The organism is Mycobacterium sp. E3339 (assembly GCF_001666915.1).
Lineage (GTDB): Bacteria > Actinomycetota > Actinomycetes > Mycobacteriales > Mycobacteriaceae > Mycobacterium.
Window position 1 is genome coordinate 20,072 of sequence record NZ_LZIZ01000198.1, and the last position, 16,936, is coordinate 37,007.

A 16,936-nucleotide genomic window follows, 5' to 3' on the forward strand; every position below is an offset into this window, starting at 1 on the left:
CGTTACGCTCGCGAAGGTGACCGCACCGTTCGACTGGGATTTCCCGTACGCGTGGCCGCGAAAGCCCATCCTGGCGGAAGACGTCGTGTGCACGTCACAGCCGCTGGCCGCCCAGGCCGGCCTGCGGATGCTCGCCCAGGGCGGCAGCGCGGTGGACGCGGCCATCGCCACCGCCATCGCCCTCACCGTGGTGGAGCCGGTGTCCAACGGCATCGGCTCGGACGCCTTCGCCATCGTGTGGGACGGCCGGCAGCTGCACGGCCTGAACGCGTCCGGCCGCTCGCCCGTGGCCTGGACGCCGGAATACTTCGGCGGCAACGCCGTTCCCGCGGTCGGCTGGAATGCGGTGACCGTGCCCGGCGCGGTGTCGGCGTGGACCGAGTTGCACGCCAAGTTCGGCAAGCTCCCGTTCGAAAGGCTCTTCGACCCCGCAATCCACTACGCCCGCAACGGTTTCCTGGTCTCGCCGATCGTCGCGCAGCAATGGGCGGTGCAAGTGCCGCTCTTCGAGAAGCAGCCGGGATTCGCCCCGGCGTTCATGCCCGCCGGCCGGGCGCCGAAAGCCGGTGAGCGGTTTCGCTTCCCCGAGCAGGCGACCACGCTCGAGAAGATCGCGGCGAGCAACGGCGAGGCGTTCTACCGCGGCGAGCTGGCCGCCCAACTCGAAGCGCACGCCAGCGCCAACGACGGCGCGATGCGGGCGGACGACCTCGCCGCTCACCGCGCCGACTGGGTGGGGACCATCAGCACCACCTACCGCGGGTACACCGTGCACGAGATTCCGCCCAACGGCCACGGCATCGTGGCCCTGATCGCCCTGGGAATCTTGCAACATTTCGACATGGCCGCGCTCCCAGTCGATTCCGCCGACAGCGTGCACCTGCAGATCGAGGCGGTGAAGCTGGCGTTCGCCGACGCGCAGGCCTACGTCGCCGACATCGAACACATGCCGGTGCGACCCGAGCGCCTGCTGGACGACGAATACCTGAGGCGGCGCGCGGCGCTGATCGATCGCACGCGGGCGAAGGCGGCGTCCGCGGGCGCCCCGAGCGGGGGGACCGTGTATCTGACCGCGGCCGACGCCGCGGGGACGATGGTGTCGATGATCCAGTCGAACTACATGGGGTTCGGATCCGGCGTCGTGGTGCCGGGCACCGGCATATCGTTGCAGAACCGCGGCGCGAATTTTGCTGCGGCCGAGGGCCATCCGAACCGGGTCGGGCCGGCCAAACGGCCCTACCACACCATCATCCCGGGTTTCGTCACCAAGGATGGCGCCGCGGTGATGAGCTTCGGAGTCATGGGCGGAACGATGCAACCGCAGGGCCACACGCAGGTGATGGTGCGCATCGCCGATCACGGACAGAATCCGCAGGCCGCGTGCGACGGACCGCGGTTCCGGTGGGTCCAGGGCATGCAGGTCGCCTGCGAGAAGGGTTTCCCGCAGGCGACGCTCGACGAGCTTCGGCTGCGCGGACACGACCTGGTCGCCGTCGACGACTACAACCAGTTCGGCAGCTGCCAGGCGATCTGGCGGCTGGACGGCGGGTATCTTGCGGCGAGCGACCCTCGCCGCGACGGCCAGGCCGCGGGTTGCTAGACGCTGATCTTGCCCTCCGCGGCCGCAAGCGCGATGTCGCCGCGAAAGTGGCTGCCCGGCAATCGGATCGAGCGCATCAATTCGTATGCCCGCTCCCGCGCCGCGGCGAGGTCGCCGCCGGTACCCACCACCGAGAGCACCCGGCCGCCCGACGACACCACCTCGCCGTCAGCACGCCGTGCCGTGCCCGCGTGCAGCACCCCCTCGGCTTCGGAGCCGCCGACCACGTCCCCGACCCGGGGACGGCCGGGATAGTTCTCCGCCGCCAGCACCACCGTGACGGCCGCCCCCTGGTGCCAGCGCAGCTCGCCGAAGTCGGCCAGCTTGCCGGTACCGGCCGCGTACAGCAGCTGCCCGAGCGGCGATTCCAGCAGCGCCAGCACCGCCTGGGTCTCGGGATCGCCGAAGCGGCAATTGAATTCGACCACGGCCGGCCCGTTTCCGGTGATCGCCAGTCCGACATACAGTAGCCCGCTGAACGGGCTGCCGCGCCGAACCATCTCGGCCGCAACGGGTTCGACGATATTACCGACGATGTCCCGGTACACCTCGTCGGGAAGCCATGCGACGGGCGCATAGGCGCCCATGCCGCCGGTGTTGGGTCCGGTGTCGCCGTCGCCGACACGCTTGAAATCCTGCGCCGGCAGCAACGGCACCACGGTCTCGCCGTCGACCACGCAGAACAGCGACACCTCGGGTCCGTCCAAAAAGGACTCCAACAGCACCGGATGACCCGCCTCCAGCAGCCCGGCGGCGTGTGCGCGGGCGGCACCGCGATCCGCGGTCACCACCACGCCCTTGCCGGCCGCCAGGCGGTCGTCCTTGACCACCCAGGCCGGGTCGCCCGCCGGCGGCCCGAAGCGGTCCAGCGCGGCATCCAAATGCGCGGGGCTGTCAACGGTTTCACTGGCCGCGGTGCGCACGCCGGCGGCGGCCATCACCTCTTTGGCGAAGGCCTTGGAGCCCTCGATGCGGGCGGCGTCCTTGCTCGGCCCGAAGCAGACGATGCCGGCGGCCCGCAGGGCGTCGGCCACGCCCAGCACCAGCGGCACCTCGGGACCGATGACCACCAGGTCGGCCCGGACGTTGCGCGCCAGGGCGACGACGTCCTCGCTCGAGGTGATGTCGACGTCGTGCTGCTCGGCCACCCGAGCGGTGCCCGCGTTGCCGGGGGCAATGGATAGCGCCGTGACCTGCGGGTCTTTCCGAAGCGCCAGCAGCAGCGCGTGTTCTCGGGCACCCGAACCGATCACCAGGACTCGCACGACACGTCAGACTAGCCCGGACGAACGCCGCGCGCCTACGGCACCGCGCTCACACAATCTTTTCGAGCAGATTCTTCAGGTCTTTTCGCTGCGCGACGGTGAGACGCCCGAGGCGCTTGTCGAACTCGTTCGACAGCAGCGCCAACCCGTCCGTGGCGGCTTGGCGTCCGGCCGGGGTGAGCAGGAGCCGATGCCGCCGCAGATCCGTGGCGTCGATTTCGCGCCGCACGAAGCCCGCGGCCTCGAGCCGTTTGAGGTAAACCGTGACGGTCGCCTTGGGCATGCTCAACGTCGCCGCCAGTTCGGCCGGGTAAGGGTGCTCGTCGATCTCCGCGAGCAGGAACAACTCCTTGGATTCGAGCCCCAGCGCGCAGATGTCGGCCTCGGCGCACGAGATGACCGACAGCAACACCCGGTAGTTCAACGACCAGATCTTGGCCGCGTCGACCGCGACCGCCCGCTTGCCAGATTGTTCAGACATGAACTAGTTTAGGACTGAACAAACACATAATCGAACAACTTACCAGAAAGCGGTCCATATGCCTCTGGATCAGTACGTGACACTCGGACGCTCCGGTCTGCGCGTCAGCCCCCTGTGCCTGGGCGCGATGACGTTCGGCGAGGACCTGGGTTGGGGCACCAGCGTCGAAGAGTCCCAACAGATCATCGACCGATACACCGATCTTGGTGGCAACTTCATCGACACCGCGAACTTCTACACCCGGAGCCACTCCGAGAAGATCATCGGCGACCACGTCGGGCGCGACGCCGGTCGCCGCGACCGCTTGGTCATCGCGACCAAGTTCAGCGGCAACTTGTATCCGGGAGATCCCAACGGCGGCGGCTCGGGCCGCAAGTCGTTGATCAACGCCTGCGAAAACTCGCTTCGCCGTCTGCAAACCGACTACATCGACCTGTACTGGCTGCACATCTGGGACGCGAACACACCCATCGACGAGACGATGGCGGCGCTCGACGATCTGGTCCGCGTGGGCAAGGTCCGCTACATCGGCGTATCCGACACCCCGGCGTGGAAGATCGCTCAGGCCAACCTCATCGCGCGGTTTCGCGGCTGGGAGAGTTTCATCGGCCTGCAGGTGGAGTATTCGCTGCTGGAACGCGCCATCGAACAGGAGCTGGTGCCGATGGCGGGCGAATTCGGCCTCGGCATCACACCGTGGTCACCGCTCAAGGGCGGCGTGCTCAGCGGCAAGTACACCCGGGCCAACGCGGGTGGGCAAGACGCCGACCGCGGCGCGATGGTCAACGCCTTCCTGAACGACAAGACCTACGCGCTGATCGACGAACTCGAGACCATCGCCAAGGCCCACGAAACGACCGTCGCCAGTGTGGCGCTGGCCTGGGTGCGCGCGCAGCCCGGCGTCTCCTCCGTCATCATCGGCGCGCGCAGGCTCTCCCAGCTTCAGGACAACGTCCGCGCCGCCGACGTGAGCCTAAGCGCCGAGGAACTAACCCGGCTCGATCAGCTGACCAAGCCGAAGTTCGGGTTTCCGAACAACATGCTGGAGATGGCGCCGGGCATTCTCAACGGCGGGACTTCGGTCAACGGCGTGTCCAGCCCGATCTCCGAATACGTGATGCCCGAGGGTGTGCGGCCCTACTGATTCTTTGTCAGCCGAGTCCGCGATAGATCAGCCGGGTGTATTTGCGCGTTCGTTCGGTTCCCCCCGACGTGACTTGCCCCATCTTGTTCATCACATAGGCGAACGTGGCGTGGCGGTCGGGGTTCATGACCACCATGGACCCGCCCCAACCGCCCCAGTAGCAGATTCTTTCGTCGGGGATGTCGGGCACCGCCTCGGCGTGGGGCAGGGCGAAGCCGATGCCCCATCGCGCGGGCATACCCAGCACCAGGTCGGTGCCGTTCGCCTGCTCGTCGAAGATCAGGTCGATGGTCTCTGGCCCGAGGAGCCGCGTGCCATTCACTGTGCCGCCCAACGAGATCGGGGACAGGGTGCGCACCAGCGAGCGCGCGTTGGCGTGTCCGTTGGCCGATCCGATCTCCGCCCGGCGCCACGCAGTCGTCTCGGCGGCCAGCGCTGTCTCCGATGTGGGCGGGATCGCCGCGAACGTCTTGTACATCGGATGGTCATGGGGAACCGCATCGAGCGGCACGTCCAACGGAGGCGGCGGGACCAGCTCGGCGATCCGGCCGTCGTCTTCGGGCCGCGCGCCGATCTGCAGGTCGGCACCGAGCGGCTGGACGATCTCTTGTCGCACAAACTGTTTCAGGCTCATCCCGGCGACCCGGCGGACGAGCTCGCCGACCAGGTGGCCGATGGTCACGGCGTGGTAGCCGGATGCGGTGCCGGGCGGCCACCAAGGCGCCTGGCCGGCTAGCCGTGAAGTCGACTTCTCCCAGTCGTAGACATCCTCGAGGGTGAAGGGCGGTTCCCAGCCCGACACCCCGGAGGTGTGGCTCAGGATGTGGCGGACCTCGATGTCTTGCTTGCCGTTGGCGGCGAACTCGGGCCAGTACCTGGCGACGGGAGCGAACGGGTCCAGCAGGCCGCGGTCGACGAGCATCAATGCCGCCAGGGCGGTCACGTTCTTGGTGCTGGAGAAGACGTTGACGATGGTGTCTTGCGACCATTCGCGGGTTCTCGCCCTGTCGGCGTGCCCGCCCCAGATGTCGACGACGAGCTCGCCGCCGACGTCGATGGCGATCGCGGCACCGAGCTCGCCGCCGGTCGTGACCTCGTCGGCGAGGGCCGCGACCAGATCCTCGAAGCGACTGTCGTAGTGGCCGTGCAGAACCCCCGTCGTGAAGTGGGCATCGATTGAGGCGCGGCTGCCGGCGACGCCCGTCTGGCTGTTCATCTGTGACCTCCCTTTTTCCAGTGAGGTCACTATGGGTCCCGCCGGGGAAGGAAACATCAGTCAAAGGACCTAGATGCTGACGGGTACCGGCGAATGACTTTCTAGGCCTTTCTGCCGATGTTCACCGCCTTCGACCAGCGCATGCTGGCTAACATGGCTGAGATCGACCAATGCGTGGACACGCCGCGATTGAACTGGAGCGACTTGGGCGTGAGCGAGCTGCCGACAGGAACGGTGACGTTGCTGCTCGCCGATGTCGAAGCCTCGACGCGGTTATGGCAGACCCAACCCGACACGATGGGCACGGCCATTGCGCGGCTGGACCACGCGGTATCGGACCTGCTGGCCGCGCACAACGGTGTGCGTCCCGTTGAACAGGGCGAGGGTGACAGCTTCGTCGTCGCTTTTGGTCGCGCCAGCGACGCCGCCGCGTTTGCCCTGCAGTTGCAACGCACGGCCCTTGAACCGATCCGCTTGCGGATCGGACTGCATACCGGGGAAACGCAACTGCGCGATGAGGCAAACTACGTAGGGCCGACCATCAACCGGGCGGCGCGGCTGCGTGACCTGGCTCATGGGGGCCAGACGGTGTTGTCGGGCACCACCAGCGATCTGCTGGCCGAAGCCCTGCCCGCCGATGCGTGGACGGTCGACCTCGGCACCCACTTGCTGCGAGATCTCCCCCGGCCCGAACGGGTTTCGCAACTCTGCCACGCCGACCTCCGCAACGACTTTCCGCCGCTGCGCTCGACGAAAAACACGGGGCGTCAGCATCTTCCGCCGCAATTCACCAGTTTCGTCGGGCGCGGCGCAGAGGTCGAGGCCGTGCGGCGGAGCATCGCCGACGGGCGGTTGGTGACCCTCACGGGCGCAGGCGGCGTGGGAAAGACCCGGTTGGCGGTGCAAGTGGCCGACCAACTCGACGACGATTTCGAAGACGGCGTGTGGTACGTCGACCTGGCGCCCATCGCCGATTCCGACGTCGTCCCGGTCACGGTGACGCGGGCGTTGGGGCTGCCCGACCAAGCGGGGCGTTCGACGATGGACACACTGACACGTTTCGTCGCCGGCCGGCGCATGCTCCTCCTTCTCGACAACTGCGAGCACCTGATCGACGCGTGCGCCTCACTCTCGGTCGCGGTGCTGACGGCGTGCCCGGGCGTGACCATCCTTGCGACCAGCCGTGAACCGCTGCGGGTGGCGGGCGAAGTTGCCTGGGCGGTGCCGTCACTGTCCGTGGCCGACGAGGCGGTGACCCTCTTCGCGGACCGTGCCCGCCAAGTTCGGCCCGATTTCGCTGTGAGCGAGAGCAATTCGGAGGCGGTGATCGAGATCTGTCGCCGGCTCGACGGAATCCCACTGGCGATCGAACTGGCGGCCGCGAGGGTTCGGGCACTGTCGTTGGAGCAGATTCTCGACAGCTTGCGCAACCGCTTCCGGCTTCTGACCGGCGGTTCGCGTACGGCCGTACGCCGCCAGCAGACCCTGCGGGCCTCGGTGGACTGGTCGCACGCGCTGCTGACGGAGCCCGAGAGAGTCATGTTCCGGCGCGCCGCCGCATTCGTGGGCGGCTTCGATCTCGATGCGGCACAGGCGGTTTGCGCCGAAAACGACCCCGAGCGCTATCAGACGCTCGACCAGCTCACGCTGCTGATCGAAAAGTCCCTTGTGGTCGCCGAAGACACACATCGCGGGGCGCGTTACCGCATGCTGGAGACGGTTCGCCAGTACGCCCTGGAGAAGCTCGGCGAGTCCGGCGAGGCCGACACCGTGCGTGCGCGTCACCGCGACCACTACGTTGCGCTGGCGGCCGAGCTCGACGTGCCGGGGCGCACCGCTCATCAGAGCCGTATCGAGCAAGCTGCCATCGAGATGGATAACCTACGGGCGGCGTTCGCGTGGTGTCGGGAAAACGCCGAGATCTCGCGGGCATTGCAACTCGCCTCGGTGCTGCAACCACTTTGGACCACTCGCGGCCGGTTGCGCGAGGGCACGGCGTGGTTCGCCTCGGCCCTGGCCGACGCCGTCGCTCACGACGTGGAGGTGCCGCAACCCGTCCGCGCCCGGGCGCTTGCGGACAAAGCGATACTCGAGGGCGCGCAGACCATCCACGACCACATGGACATGGCGTTGGAGGCTTTGGCGCTCGCCCGCGAGATCGACGACCCGGCGTTGCTGGTTCGCGCGCTCGCAGGTTGCGGAATCATTGCCGCCTACGACGCGGCCGCTGCCGGTACGTACTTCGAGGAAGCGCTCGGCCTCGCCCGCACCGTGGGCGACGACTGGAGTTTGAACCAGATCCTGGCGTTCCAGGCCTTCGCGGCCGTCACGGGCAAGGGTGACCCGGTCGCGGCACGCGCGGCCGGTGAAGAGGGCCGCGACGTCGCTGACGCGATCGGCGACGGCTACGCCTCTCGCGGGTGTCGGTGGTGCATCGGGCTGGCGCAGTGGTGGGAAGGAGATCTCGCCGGTGCCGTAACGCAATTCCGGGAGCTGGTTACCGAGTCGGAGGCGGCCCACGACGAGACGTGGAAAATGGCCAGCCTCGTGTCCCTCGGCCACATGCTTGCCTACACCGGTGACACGAGCGGGGCCCGCGCCGCCGCGAACGCGGCCGTTGAAGCCGCCGCGGACCTCGGACCGTTCAACCAGGGCTACGCCTACGCGGCGCTGGCCGTCGCGACGATCGCCGCGGGGGATGTGGGCGCATCGGCCGGCGCCGGCGAGGCCGCGTGGCAGCGTCTCAAGGTCCAGCCCGAACTCGCCGTCGTCAATGTCATTCCGCTGGCGGAAATTGCGTTCGCGCAGGGTGATCTGATCGCGGCGCGCCGCTGGGCCGACGATGCCGTCACCGTCGCCCCGGGCGTTCATCGGGTGCTCGCCTTGGCGAAGCGTGCGCGGGTCGCGATCGCCCAACACGACTGGGAGCAAGCGGAACGCGACGCCCACGACGCGCTTACCGGGGCGGTCGACGACAAGGCTTACTTCGTCCTCCCTGACGTCATCGAATGCCTGGCCGCCCTCGCGGCCGGCGCCGGCGCGAATCGAGAGGCCGCGCGCCTGTTGGGAGCGGCGAAGTCGGAACGAGACCGAACCGGCTACGTGCGGTTCCAGATCCACGACGCCGCACATGACGCCGCCGTCGCCGTAGTGCGGGACGCGCTGGGAGAGAACGAATTCCACCAGGCGTGTTCCGAGGGTGACGCCATGTCCATCGATGAAACGATCGCCTATGCGAGACGCGGCCGCGGCGAACGCAAACGGCCGTCAACCGGCTGGGATTCATTGACACCCGCGGAGATCAACGTGGTGCGGCTCGTCAGCGAGGGACTGCCGAACAAGGACATTGCCGCGCGGTTATTCGTCTCCGCGCGCACCGTGCAAGCCCACCTCGGCCACGTCTACTCCAAGCTGGGCCTCAGCTCGAGAGTGCAACTCGCCCAAGAGGCCTCGCGCCACACTTAGTCGCGAGCGTTGCCCCTGTGCATCTTCACTGCGTCGTTGACGTTGGCCTTCTTGTCCTCACCGGCGCCCTTGGCCGCGGCCTTCTTGCGCTTGGCCACCACGGCGTCGACGGCGCCGTTGAGCGCGGAACCCAGGGGGAACCCGAGGTAGTGGGTGAGGAAGACGGCCATCTCCTTGAGCTCGGTCTCGGAGAGTTCCCCGTTGAGCAGCGCCGCGTTGATCTGGATCTCGGCCAGGTCGCGGTTACCGACGGCGGTCACCGCCGTGAGCGTCATGATCCGCTTGTCGCGCATCGACAATCCCGGGCGGGTCCAGATGCTTCCGAACAGGTGGTCGACGGTCAGGTCGAAGTACGGGTCGCCCTCGACGTTGGGCATCTCCCAGCCGTAAACCTCGTTCATCTTCTCGAGGCCCTTGCGGCGAAGCTCGTCCATCATGCCTCTTTCTTGGTGTGTGGTACGCCGAGGCCGGCGGCCAGACCGTCATATGCCAACTGCGCCAGCGGCAAATCGACCTGCACCGACTGGCCCAACGACAGCGCCAGGCTCAGATCCTTCTCCCCCAGGCCACGAGTGTGCACGAACGGCTGGTAAAGGAAGTTCTCCGGTTCAATGTCTTTCATGTCATCCCGCACCATGATTGCGCCCGGACCACCGGTGAGTGCGTCGGTGTGCCGCACCACCCGGCCCAGCGCCTGCAGGTCCAGGCCGGCGGCCTCGGCCAGCTTCATGGCCTCGCAGGCCGCCATGTACGAGGTGAACGTTAACATATTGCGCGCCAACTTCATTCGCGTGCCCGCACCCGGTTCGCCGGCGTGGACGACCATCGCCGCCCAGTGCTTGAACGCCGGCTTGATTCGTTCGTAGACCTCGCGCTCGGCCCCCACCATGGTGGCCAGCTCGCCCTTCGCGGCTGCGGCCGCACCGCCGCTGACCGGTGCGTCGACGATGTGTATGCCCTGTGCGTTGAACTCGCGGGCCAGCTCGACGGCGGTGGTGTCGCTGATGGTCGAGTGGATCGCGATGACCGTGTCGGGGCGGGCATGCGTGGCCAGCTCACCGACGACCTCGCGCACCTGGGAATCGTCCAGGACGGTGATGTGGATGATGTCCGCGGCGGCGACGTCGGCCAGGGAATCGGCCAGCCGGGCGCCCTTTTCGGCCAGCGGGGTCATCGCCTCGGTGCGGATGTCGTACACCGTTACCCCACCGGGCCACTCGGTCATCTTGGTGGCCATCGGGGCGCCCATGTTGCCCAGCCCGATGTAGCCCAGCTTCAAGTTGTTCGTCATGACCGGATTATCTGCCCGCCGTCAACGTTGAAGATCTGCCCGGTGATCCACGAAGCCTCGTCGGAAAGCAGGAACAGGCACATGCCGACCAAGTCCTCGGGGGTTCCCATGCGCGACAGGGGAAGACCCTTGACGATGTCGGCGACCATCTCCTGTGGGGTGGTGGTCCGATTGGCTTCGGTGTCGATGGGCCCTGGCGCGATCGCGTTGATCCGGATGTTCTGGCCACCCAGCTCGCGCGAAAGCTGTTGGGTCAGACCGTTCACGCCCGCCTTGGCCAGGCCGTAGTAGTTCGAGTACAACCACGCCGCGGTGGACGACTGGTTCACGATCGCCCCGCCCCCGCGCTTGGCCATCTTCTTATAGACGGCGCGGGTGCACCACAGCGCCCCATCGAGATTGACGCTCATGAACTTCTGGTAGTACTCGGGGTCGATGGTGAGCAGAAAGTCCAGCTTCATACCCCCGAAGATCGCCGCGTTGTTGACGAGGTAGTCGATGCCGCCGAACTCGGCCAGCGTGCGATCGGCCATCGCCTTGGCAGAGGCCGGGTCGGACACGTCGACCGGGATGCTGATGGCCGAGCCGCCGTCGGCGGAGATCTGCTTGGCCACCCCTTCGGCCGCCTCCGCATTGATATCGGCTACCACCACCGCCGCGCCCTCGCGGGCCAGCGCCTCGGCGTAGGCTTGGCCGATACCGCCGCCCGAGCCGGTGACGATGGCGACCTTGTTTTCAAACCGCATGCTCTCGAGCTCCTTTAGTTCACCGCTGTGGCAATTGTCTTGGTTTCCAGGTACTCCTCGAAGCCGGCCAGACCCATCTCTCGGCCATTTCCAGACTGCTTGTAGCCGCCGAACGGTGCGTCGGCCGAATACCACACGCCGCCATTGACATTGATCGTGCCCGCGCGGACCCGCGCGGCCACCCTGGCCGCCCTGTCCGGGTCGGCGCCGAACACGGTGCCCGACAATCCGTATGGTGAATCGTTGGCGATGCGCACCGCGTCGTCGTCGCCGTCATGCGGAATCACCGTCAGGACCGGCCCGAAGATCTCCTCGCGCGCGCACCGTGCGTCGTTGCCCAGCCCCGCGATCACGGTGGGCTCGATGAAGAAACCGACCTCACGATCGGCCGGGCGCCCGCCCCCACACGCGAACGTCCCGCCCTCGGCGATGGCGGAGTCGAGATAGCCTTGGATCCGATCGCGCTGGCGCGCCGAAATCACTGGGCCGCAGATGGTTCCGGGATCGGTGGGGTCACCGGCCTTGATGCCGCCCATGGTTGCGGCCGCGATGGAGACGGCTTCGTCGTAGCGCGCCCGCGGCACCACCAACCGGGTGGTGATCGCGCACCCTTGTCCGGCGTGCATGCACACCGAGAATCCCGCCATGCTCACCGCGCCGCTCAAGTCGGCGTCGTCGAGGACGATGAACGCCGACTTGCCGCCCAGCTCCAGGAAGACCTTCTTGATCGTCGCGGCGCCGTCGGCCATCACGCTGCGGCCGGTGGCCGTCGATCCGGTGAACGAAACCATGTCCACCCGAGGGTCTTTCGCCAACAGCGCGCCCACGCCGTGGTCGCTGGACGTGACGATGTTGATGACGCCGGGCGGAAAGTCGGTGTGCTCGGCGATCAGTTCCCCCAGCACGGCCGCGCACCACGGTGTGTCGGGGGCGGGTTTGAGGACGACGGTGTTGCCGGCGGCCAGCGCCGGCCCGATCTTCGCGAGGTTGATCTGGTGGGGAAAGTTCCACGGCGTGATCGCGCCGACGACGCCGACGGCCTCGCGGGCAATCGTGCGACGGGTGGGGATGCCCATCGGCGATGCGAGGCCGAGATCCTGGTTGTACTCGTAGGATTCGGCGGTATCGGCCGCGAACGCGAGGTCGTTGACCGGGACTTCGAGCTGGGCGATGCTGGTGAGCATTCGCGGCGCGCCGACTTCGGCGATGGTGAGGTCGCGCAGCTCTTCGAGGTGCTGCTGCATCGCCTCGCGCAGCTGCCGCACGCATCGCACGCGCAGCTCGGTGTCGCGCGACCAGTCCGTCTCGTCGAAGGCGCGCCGGGCGGCATCGATCGCGCGGCCCATGTCCGCGGCGTCGGCATCGGCCGCGGCCCCGAGCACTTCCTCGGTCGCCGGGTTGATCGTCGGAAAGGTGCCGGCGCTGCCGGGCGACATCTTGCCGTCGATGAACAGTGAGCTCACGCCGTCGGCCAATAAGGCCATCTCCCGCTCCCGTCTGTGCGGACCGAATCGTGTGGGTGATCGGTGGACAGTTGTCCGATATTCTCGAATCGAACCATAGCCGTCCGGCCGTCGGCGGTGCAAGGCCCGATCCCGCCGCCGACGGTTTGCGGCCGGGAAATTGCACCTTAACGAGCATCTTTGCCGACCGGGCTTGCTTCCGGTCTCGTCCGTCCGATAGCTTGGACATGTGTCCAGCGATGCACTGGTGACGATCACGTCGCAGGCCGAACACCAGGCCGGCCGGCCGGCGCGTAACCGCCGCCAGGAGGAGACCTTCCGCAAGGTGCTTGCGGCCGGCATCGAGACGCTGCGCGAAAAGTCCTACGCCGACCTGACGGTGCGCGCGGTGGCGGCCCGGGCCAAAGTAGCCCCGGCGACCGCGTACACCTACTTCTCCTCGAAGAACCACCTGATCGCCGAGGTCTATCTCGACCTGGTGCGGCAGGTCCCCTACTTCACCGATGTCAACGACCCGATGCCCAACCGGGTGGAACAGGCGTTGCGCCACCTGGCGCTGGTGGTCGCCGACGAGCCCGAGGTCAGCGCCGCCTGCACGACCGCGCTACTCAGCGGCGGAGCGGAGCCGGCAGTGGCCGCCGCGCGCGACCGGATCGGTGCCGAGATTCACCGCCGCATCACCTCGGCCATGGGCCCGGACGCCGACCCCACCGCCGTTTCGGCGCTGGAAATGTCGTTCTTCGGGGCTCTCGTTCAGGCCGGCAGCGGCGAATTCACCTACCGCGAAATCGCCGACAGGCTGGCCTATGTCGTGCGGTTGATCCTGACCGGCGCGGGAGAGACTAGCCAGGAGAACAAAACCGGATGACCGTTCACGTTGGCGACCACGACCTGGTCCTCGATCCCTACGACTACGACTTCCATGAGGATCCCTATCCGTACTACAAGCGCCTTCGCGACGAGGCTCCGCTGTATCGCAATGAGGACCTGAAGTTTTGGGCGCTGTCCCGTCACCAGGATGTGCTGCAAGGGTTCCGCAACAGCACGACGCTGTCCAACAAATACGGCGTCTCACTGGATCCGGCGTCGCGCGGCCCGCACGCGTCCAAGACGATGTCCTTCCTGGCGATGGACGATCCCGCCCATCTGCGGCTGCGGACGCTGGTGTCAAAGGGGTTCACGCCCAGGAGGATTCGTGAGCTCGAGCCCCGTGTCACCGAGATCGCGACACGACACCTCGACACCATGTTGCAGAAGGCGAAAGACGGCGCGGTCGATTACATCGACGAGTTCGCCGGAAAACTCCCCATGGACGTGATCTCGGAGCTGATGGGTGTGCCGGAGCCGGATCGAGACCAGGTCCGCGCCTGGGCCGACGGCGTGATGCACCGCGAGGAGGGCGTCACCGACGTGCCGCCAGAAGCCGTCGAGGCGTCGCTCAACCTGATCGTCTACTACCAGCAGATGGTGGCCGAGCGGCGCACCAAGCCCACCGACGACCTGACCACCGCACTGCTTCAGGCCGAGATCGACGGCGACCGGCTCACCGACGACGAAGTGCTCGGCTTCATGTTCCTGATGGTGATCGCCGGCAATGAGACAACCACCAAACTCCTTGCCAATGCGGCGTTTTGGGGACACAAGAATCCGGATCAACTCACCGGTGTCTACGCCGACCTTTCGTTGGTGCCGCTATGGGTCGAGGAAACCCTGCGCTACGACACGTCCAGCCAGATCCTGGCCCGCACCGTCTCCGGGGGGCTCACCCTCTACGACACCACCATCCCCGACGGTGACGTCGTCTTGCTGTTGCCCGGTTCGGGCCACCGCGACGAACGGGTCTTCGACGACCCCGACGACTTTCTGATCGGACGCGAAATCGGGCCCAAGCTACTGAGTTTCGGTAGTGGCGCACACTTCTGCCTGGGCGCGCATCTGGCACGCATGGAAGCCCGGGTCGCGCTCACCGAGTTGTTCAAGCGAATCCGCGGATATGAGGTGGACGAGGCCAACGCCGTCCGCGTCCACTCCAGCAATGTCCGCGGATTCGCTCACCTACCGATGACCGTGGAGGTCCGCTGAATGCCCCGCTTTGACCCCCTGCCCGAGCGCAGGCCGGTGATCGTCGCCGGCGCCTCGTCCGGCATCGGAGAGGCCACCGCCGTCGAGCTGGCGGCGCACGGTTTCCCGGTCGCCCTGGGCGCCCGACGGGTGGAGAAACTGAACGACATCGTCGGCAAAATCAACGCCGAAGGCGGCGAGGCGGTCGGCTTCCACCTGGACGTCACCGACCCCAACTCGGTGAAATCCTTTGTCGCGCAGGCGGTCGACGCCCTGGGCGACATCGAGGTGCTGGTGGCCGGCGCCGGCGACACCTACTTCGGCAAGCTCGCCGAGATCACGACCGATGAATTCGAGTCGCAGCTGCAGATTCACCTCGTCGGCGCCAACCGCCTGGCCGCGGCGGTGCTGCCCGGCATGCTTCAGCGGCAGCGCGGTGACCTGATCTTCGTCGGGTCCGACGTGGCCCTGCGCCAGCGACCGCACATGGGGGCCTATGGGGCGGCCAAGGCCGCCCTGGTCGCGATGGTCACCAACTTCCAGATGGAGCTCGAGGGCACCGGCGTGCGGGCCTCGATCGTGCACCCCGGCCCGACGAAAACCTCGATGGGCTGGAGCCTGCCGGCCGAGAAGATCGGCCCCGCCTTGGAGGACTGGGCGAAGTGGGGCCAGGCGCGCCATGACTACTTCCTGCGCGCGGCGGACCTGGCGCGCGCCATCACGTTCGTCGCCGAGACGCCCCGCGGTGGCTTCATCGCGAACATGGAGCTTCAGCCCGAAGCCCCGTTGGCCGACAAGAAGGATCGCCAAAAACTCGCACTGGGAGAAGAGGGAATGCCGTCATGACGACAACTGCCACGGTGCCGCGGGTTTCCGGCGGCGAGGAAGAGCACGGCCACCTCGAGGAATTCCGCACCGACCCAATCGGTTTGATGAAGCGCGTCCGCGACGAGTGTGGCGACGTCGGTTGGTTCCAGCTGGTGGACAAGCACGTCATCCTGCTCTCCGGTGCGGGGGCCAACGAGTTCTTCTTCCGCTCGGCGGACGAGGAGCTGGACCAGGCCGAGGCCTACCCGTTCATGACGCCGATCTTCGGCAAAGGCGTGGTGTTCGACGCCAGCCCCGAGCGGCGCAAGGAGATGCTGCACAATTCGGCGCTGCGCGGTGAGCAGATGAAGGGGCACGCCGCGACCATCGAGGCTCAGGTCAAGGGAATGATCGCCGACTGGGGACCCCAGGGCGAGATCGAGCTGCTCGACTTCTTCTCCGAGTTGACCATCTACACCTCGACCGCCTGCCTGATCGGCGTGAAGTTCCGCAACCAGCTCGACCACCGGTTCGCGGAGTACTACCACGAGCTGGAACGCGGCACCGACCCGCTGTGTTACGTCGACCCCTACCTGCCGATCGAAAGCTTCAAACGGCGCGACGAGGCCCGCGTCAAACTCGTTGCGCTGGTGCAGGAGATCATGGACCAGCGGGTGGCCAATCCACCCAAGGACAAAACCGACCGCGACATGCTCGACGTGCTGGTGTCGATCAAGGATGAGGACGGCAACCCTCGGTTCTCCGCAGACGAGGTCACCGGGATGTTCATCTCGTTGATGTTCGCCGGCCACCACACCAGCTCGGGCACCTCGGCGTGGACGCTGATCGAGCTGATCCGCCACCCCGACATCTACGCCGAGGTGCTGACCGAGCTCGAGGAGCTCTACGCCGACGGCCAGGAGGTGAGTTTCCACGCGCTGCGGTCGATTCCGAAGCTCGACAACGTGGTCAAGGAGACGCTGCGGCTGCACCCGCCGCTGATCATCCTGATGCGGGTCGCCAAGGGCGAGTTCGAGGTCGAGGGCTTTCCGATTCACGCGGGCGACTTCGTCGCCGCATCCCCGGCGATCAGCAATCGCATCCCCGAGGACTTCCCCGACCCGGATGCGTTCAAGCCCGATCGCTACAACAAGCCCGAGCAGGCCGACATCGTCAATCGGTGGACCTGGATTCCGTTCGGCGCCGGGCGACACCGCTGTGTCGGTGCCGCGTTCGCACAAATGCAGATCAAGGCGATCTTCTCGGTCCTGTTGCGCGAGTACGAGTTCGAGATGGCCCAGCCGGCCGATAGCTATCACAACGACCACTCCAAGATGGTTGTCCAGCTCGCCCGGCCGGCCAAGGTGCGCTACCGCAAGCGGAAAGCCGGATGAGTC

At 66.9% G+C, this 16,936-nt stretch carries 14 protein-coding genes; 7 read left to right on the plus strand and 7 right to left on the minus strand.

Annotated elements, in window-relative coordinates; translation table 11 throughout:
- Positions 1 to 16: 16 nt before the first annotated feature.
- Positions 17 to 1,600, plus strand: a complete 1,584-nt coding sequence (locus A5702_RS18630; RefSeq protein WP_068222578.1) for a gamma-glutamyltransferase family protein — start codon at positions 17 to 19, stop codon at positions 1,598 to 1,600.
- Here the strand turns inward: A5702_RS18630 and purD are convergent.
- Positions 1,597 to 2,865 carry a phosphoribosylamine--glycine ligase gene (purD, locus tag A5702_RS18635; protein ID WP_068222581.1) on the minus strand — a complete coding sequence of 423 codons (1,269 nt, stop codon included), beginning with the start codon at positions 2,863 to 2,865 and terminating at the stop codon, positions 1,597 to 1,599. The two genes, A5702_RS18630 and purD, sit on opposite strands and share 4 nt — an antisense overlap.
- 49 nt (positions 2,866 to 2,914) lie before the next feature.
- Positions 2,915 to 3,346, minus strand: coding sequence for a MarR family winged helix-turn-helix transcriptional regulator (locus A5702_RS18640; protein WP_055401723.1), 432 nt, complete (start codon positions 3,344 to 3,346; stop codon positions 2,915 to 2,917).
- Positions 3,347 to 3,404: 58 nt separating this feature from the next.
- Between A5702_RS18640 and A5702_RS18645 the strand changes: the two genes are divergently transcribed.
- Positions 3,405 to 4,490: an aldo/keto reductase gene (locus A5702_RS18645; protein ID WP_068222583.1), complete on the plus strand. Its 1,086-nt coding sequence runs from the start codon at positions 3,405 to 3,407 to the stop codon at positions 4,488 to 4,490.
- A 7-nt stretch (positions 4,491 to 4,497) separates the two neighbouring features.
- Here A5702_RS18645 and A5702_RS18650 read toward each other — a convergent pair whose 3' ends face one another.
- A complete protein-coding gene (locus A5702_RS18650; protein WP_082956119.1) occupies positions 4,498 to 5,706 on the minus strand; it encodes a serine hydrolase domain-containing protein in 1,209 nt (402 codons plus the stop codon).
- 141 nt (positions 5,707 to 5,847) lie between these two features.
- Here A5702_RS18650 and A5702_RS18655 point away from each other — a divergent pair, with 141 nt between their 5' ends.
- Positions 5,848 to 9,171, plus strand: coding sequence for a LuxR C-terminal-related transcriptional regulator (locus A5702_RS18655; RefSeq protein WP_068222612.1), 3,324 nt, complete (start codon positions 5,848 to 5,850; stop codon positions 9,169 to 9,171).
- On the opposite strand, the gene A5702_RS18660 is transcribed toward A5702_RS18655, so the two are convergent.
- Genes A5702_RS18660 through A5702_RS18675 form a run of 4 tightly spaced genes read right to left on the minus strand, consistent with a single transcriptional unit; the run spans position 9,168 to position 12,692 of the window.
- A complete protein-coding gene (locus tag A5702_RS18660; RefSeq protein ID WP_055401717.1) occupies positions 9,168 to 9,605 on the minus strand; it encodes a carboxymuconolactone decarboxylase family protein in 438 nt (145 codons plus the stop codon). The genes A5702_RS18655 and A5702_RS18660 overlap by 4 nt on opposite strands.
- Positions 9,605 to 10,462 (minus strand): NAD(P)-dependent oxidoreductase, encoded by an 858-nt coding sequence (locus tag A5702_RS18665; RefSeq protein WP_068222586.1) that lies wholly within the window; start codon positions 10,460 to 10,462, stop codon positions 9,605 to 9,607. Before A5702_RS18665 ends, A5702_RS18660 begins: the two co-directional genes overlap by 1 nt.
- Entirely contained in the window at positions 10,459 to 11,208 is a 750-nt protein-coding gene (locus tag A5702_RS18670) for an SDR family oxidoreductase (RefSeq protein ID WP_055401713.1), read from the minus strand. Before A5702_RS18670 ends, A5702_RS18665 begins: the two co-directional genes overlap by 4 nt.
- A 14-nt stretch (positions 11,209 to 11,222) precedes the next feature.
- Positions 11,223 to 12,692, minus strand: coding sequence for an aldehyde dehydrogenase (locus A5702_RS18675; protein WP_068222588.1), 1,470 nt, complete (start codon positions 12,690 to 12,692; stop codon positions 11,223 to 11,225).
- A gap of 208 nt (positions 12,693 to 12,900) precedes the next feature.
- Here A5702_RS18675 and A5702_RS18680 point away from each other — a divergent pair, with 208 nt between their 5' ends.
- From A5702_RS18680 to A5702_RS18695, 4 genes are read left to right on the plus strand one after another with little or no spacing between them, the layout of a single operon-like run.
- Complete coding sequence (locus A5702_RS18680) at positions 12,901 to 13,539, plus strand: TetR family transcriptional regulator (protein WP_055405616.1); 639 nt, start codon at positions 12,901 to 12,903, stop codon at positions 13,537 to 13,539.
- The gene (locus A5702_RS18685) at positions 13,536 to 14,753 is read left to right on the plus strand and encodes a cytochrome P450 (protein ID WP_068222591.1); all 1,218 of its coding nucleotides are present in this window, start codon (positions 13,536 to 13,538) and stop codon (positions 14,751 to 14,753) included. Before A5702_RS18680 ends, A5702_RS18685 begins: the two co-directional genes overlap by 4 nt.
- On the plus strand, positions 14,754 to 15,578 hold the full coding sequence (locus tag A5702_RS18690) for an SDR family oxidoreductase (RefSeq protein ID WP_055405618.1): 825 nt from the start codon (positions 14,754 to 14,756) through the stop codon (positions 15,576 to 15,578). It begins immediately after the preceding gene.
- Positions 15,575 to 16,933, plus strand: coding sequence for a cytochrome P450 (locus A5702_RS18695; RefSeq protein WP_068222594.1), 1,359 nt, complete (start codon positions 15,575 to 15,577; stop codon positions 16,931 to 16,933). Before A5702_RS18690 ends, A5702_RS18695 begins: the two co-directional genes overlap by 4 nt.
- The last annotated feature ends 3 nt before the right edge of the window (positions 16,934 to 16,936 follow it).

Coding starts and splice junctions, on each gene's coding strand:
- A5702_RS18670 (WP_055401713.1), bottom strand. CDS start 11,208: ATGCGGTTTGAAAACAAGGTCGCCATCGTCACCGGCTCGGGCGGCGGT.
- A5702_RS18695 (WP_068222594.1), top strand. CDS start 15,575: ATGACGACAACTGCCACGGTGCCGCGGGTTTCCGGCGGCGAGGAAGAG.
- A5702_RS18640 (WP_055401723.1), bottom strand. CDS start 3,346: ATGTCTGAACAATCTGGCAAGCGGGCGGTCGCGGTCGACGCGGCCAAG.
- A5702_RS18645 (WP_068222583.1), top strand. CDS start 3,405: ATGCCTCTGGATCAGTACGTGACACTCGGACGCTCCGGTCTGCGCGTC.
- A5702_RS18655 (WP_068222612.1), top strand. CDS start 5,848: ATGCTGGCTAACATGGCTGAGATCGACCAATGCGTGGACACGCCGCGA.
- A5702_RS18675 (WP_068222588.1), bottom strand. CDS start 12,692: ATGGCCTTATTGGCCGACGGCGTGAGCTCACTGTTCATCGACGGCAAG.
- A5702_RS18665 (WP_068222586.1), bottom strand. CDS start 10,462: ATGACGAACAACTTGAAGCTGGGCTACATCGGGCTGGGCAACATGGGC.
- A5702_RS18690 (WP_055405618.1), top strand. CDS start 14,754: ATGCCCCGCTTTGACCCCCTGCCCGAGCGCAGGCCGGTGATCGTCGCC.
- A5702_RS18685 (WP_068222591.1), top strand. CDS start 13,536: ATGACCGTTCACGTTGGCGACCACGACCTGGTCCTCGATCCCTACGAC.
- A5702_RS18660 (WP_055401717.1), bottom strand. CDS start 9,605: ATGGACGAGCTTCGCCGCAAGGGCCTCGAGAAGATGAACGAGGTTTAC.
- A5702_RS18650 (WP_082956119.1), bottom strand. CDS start 5,706: ATGAACAGCCAGACGGGCGTCGCCGGCAGCCGCGCCTCAATCGATGCC.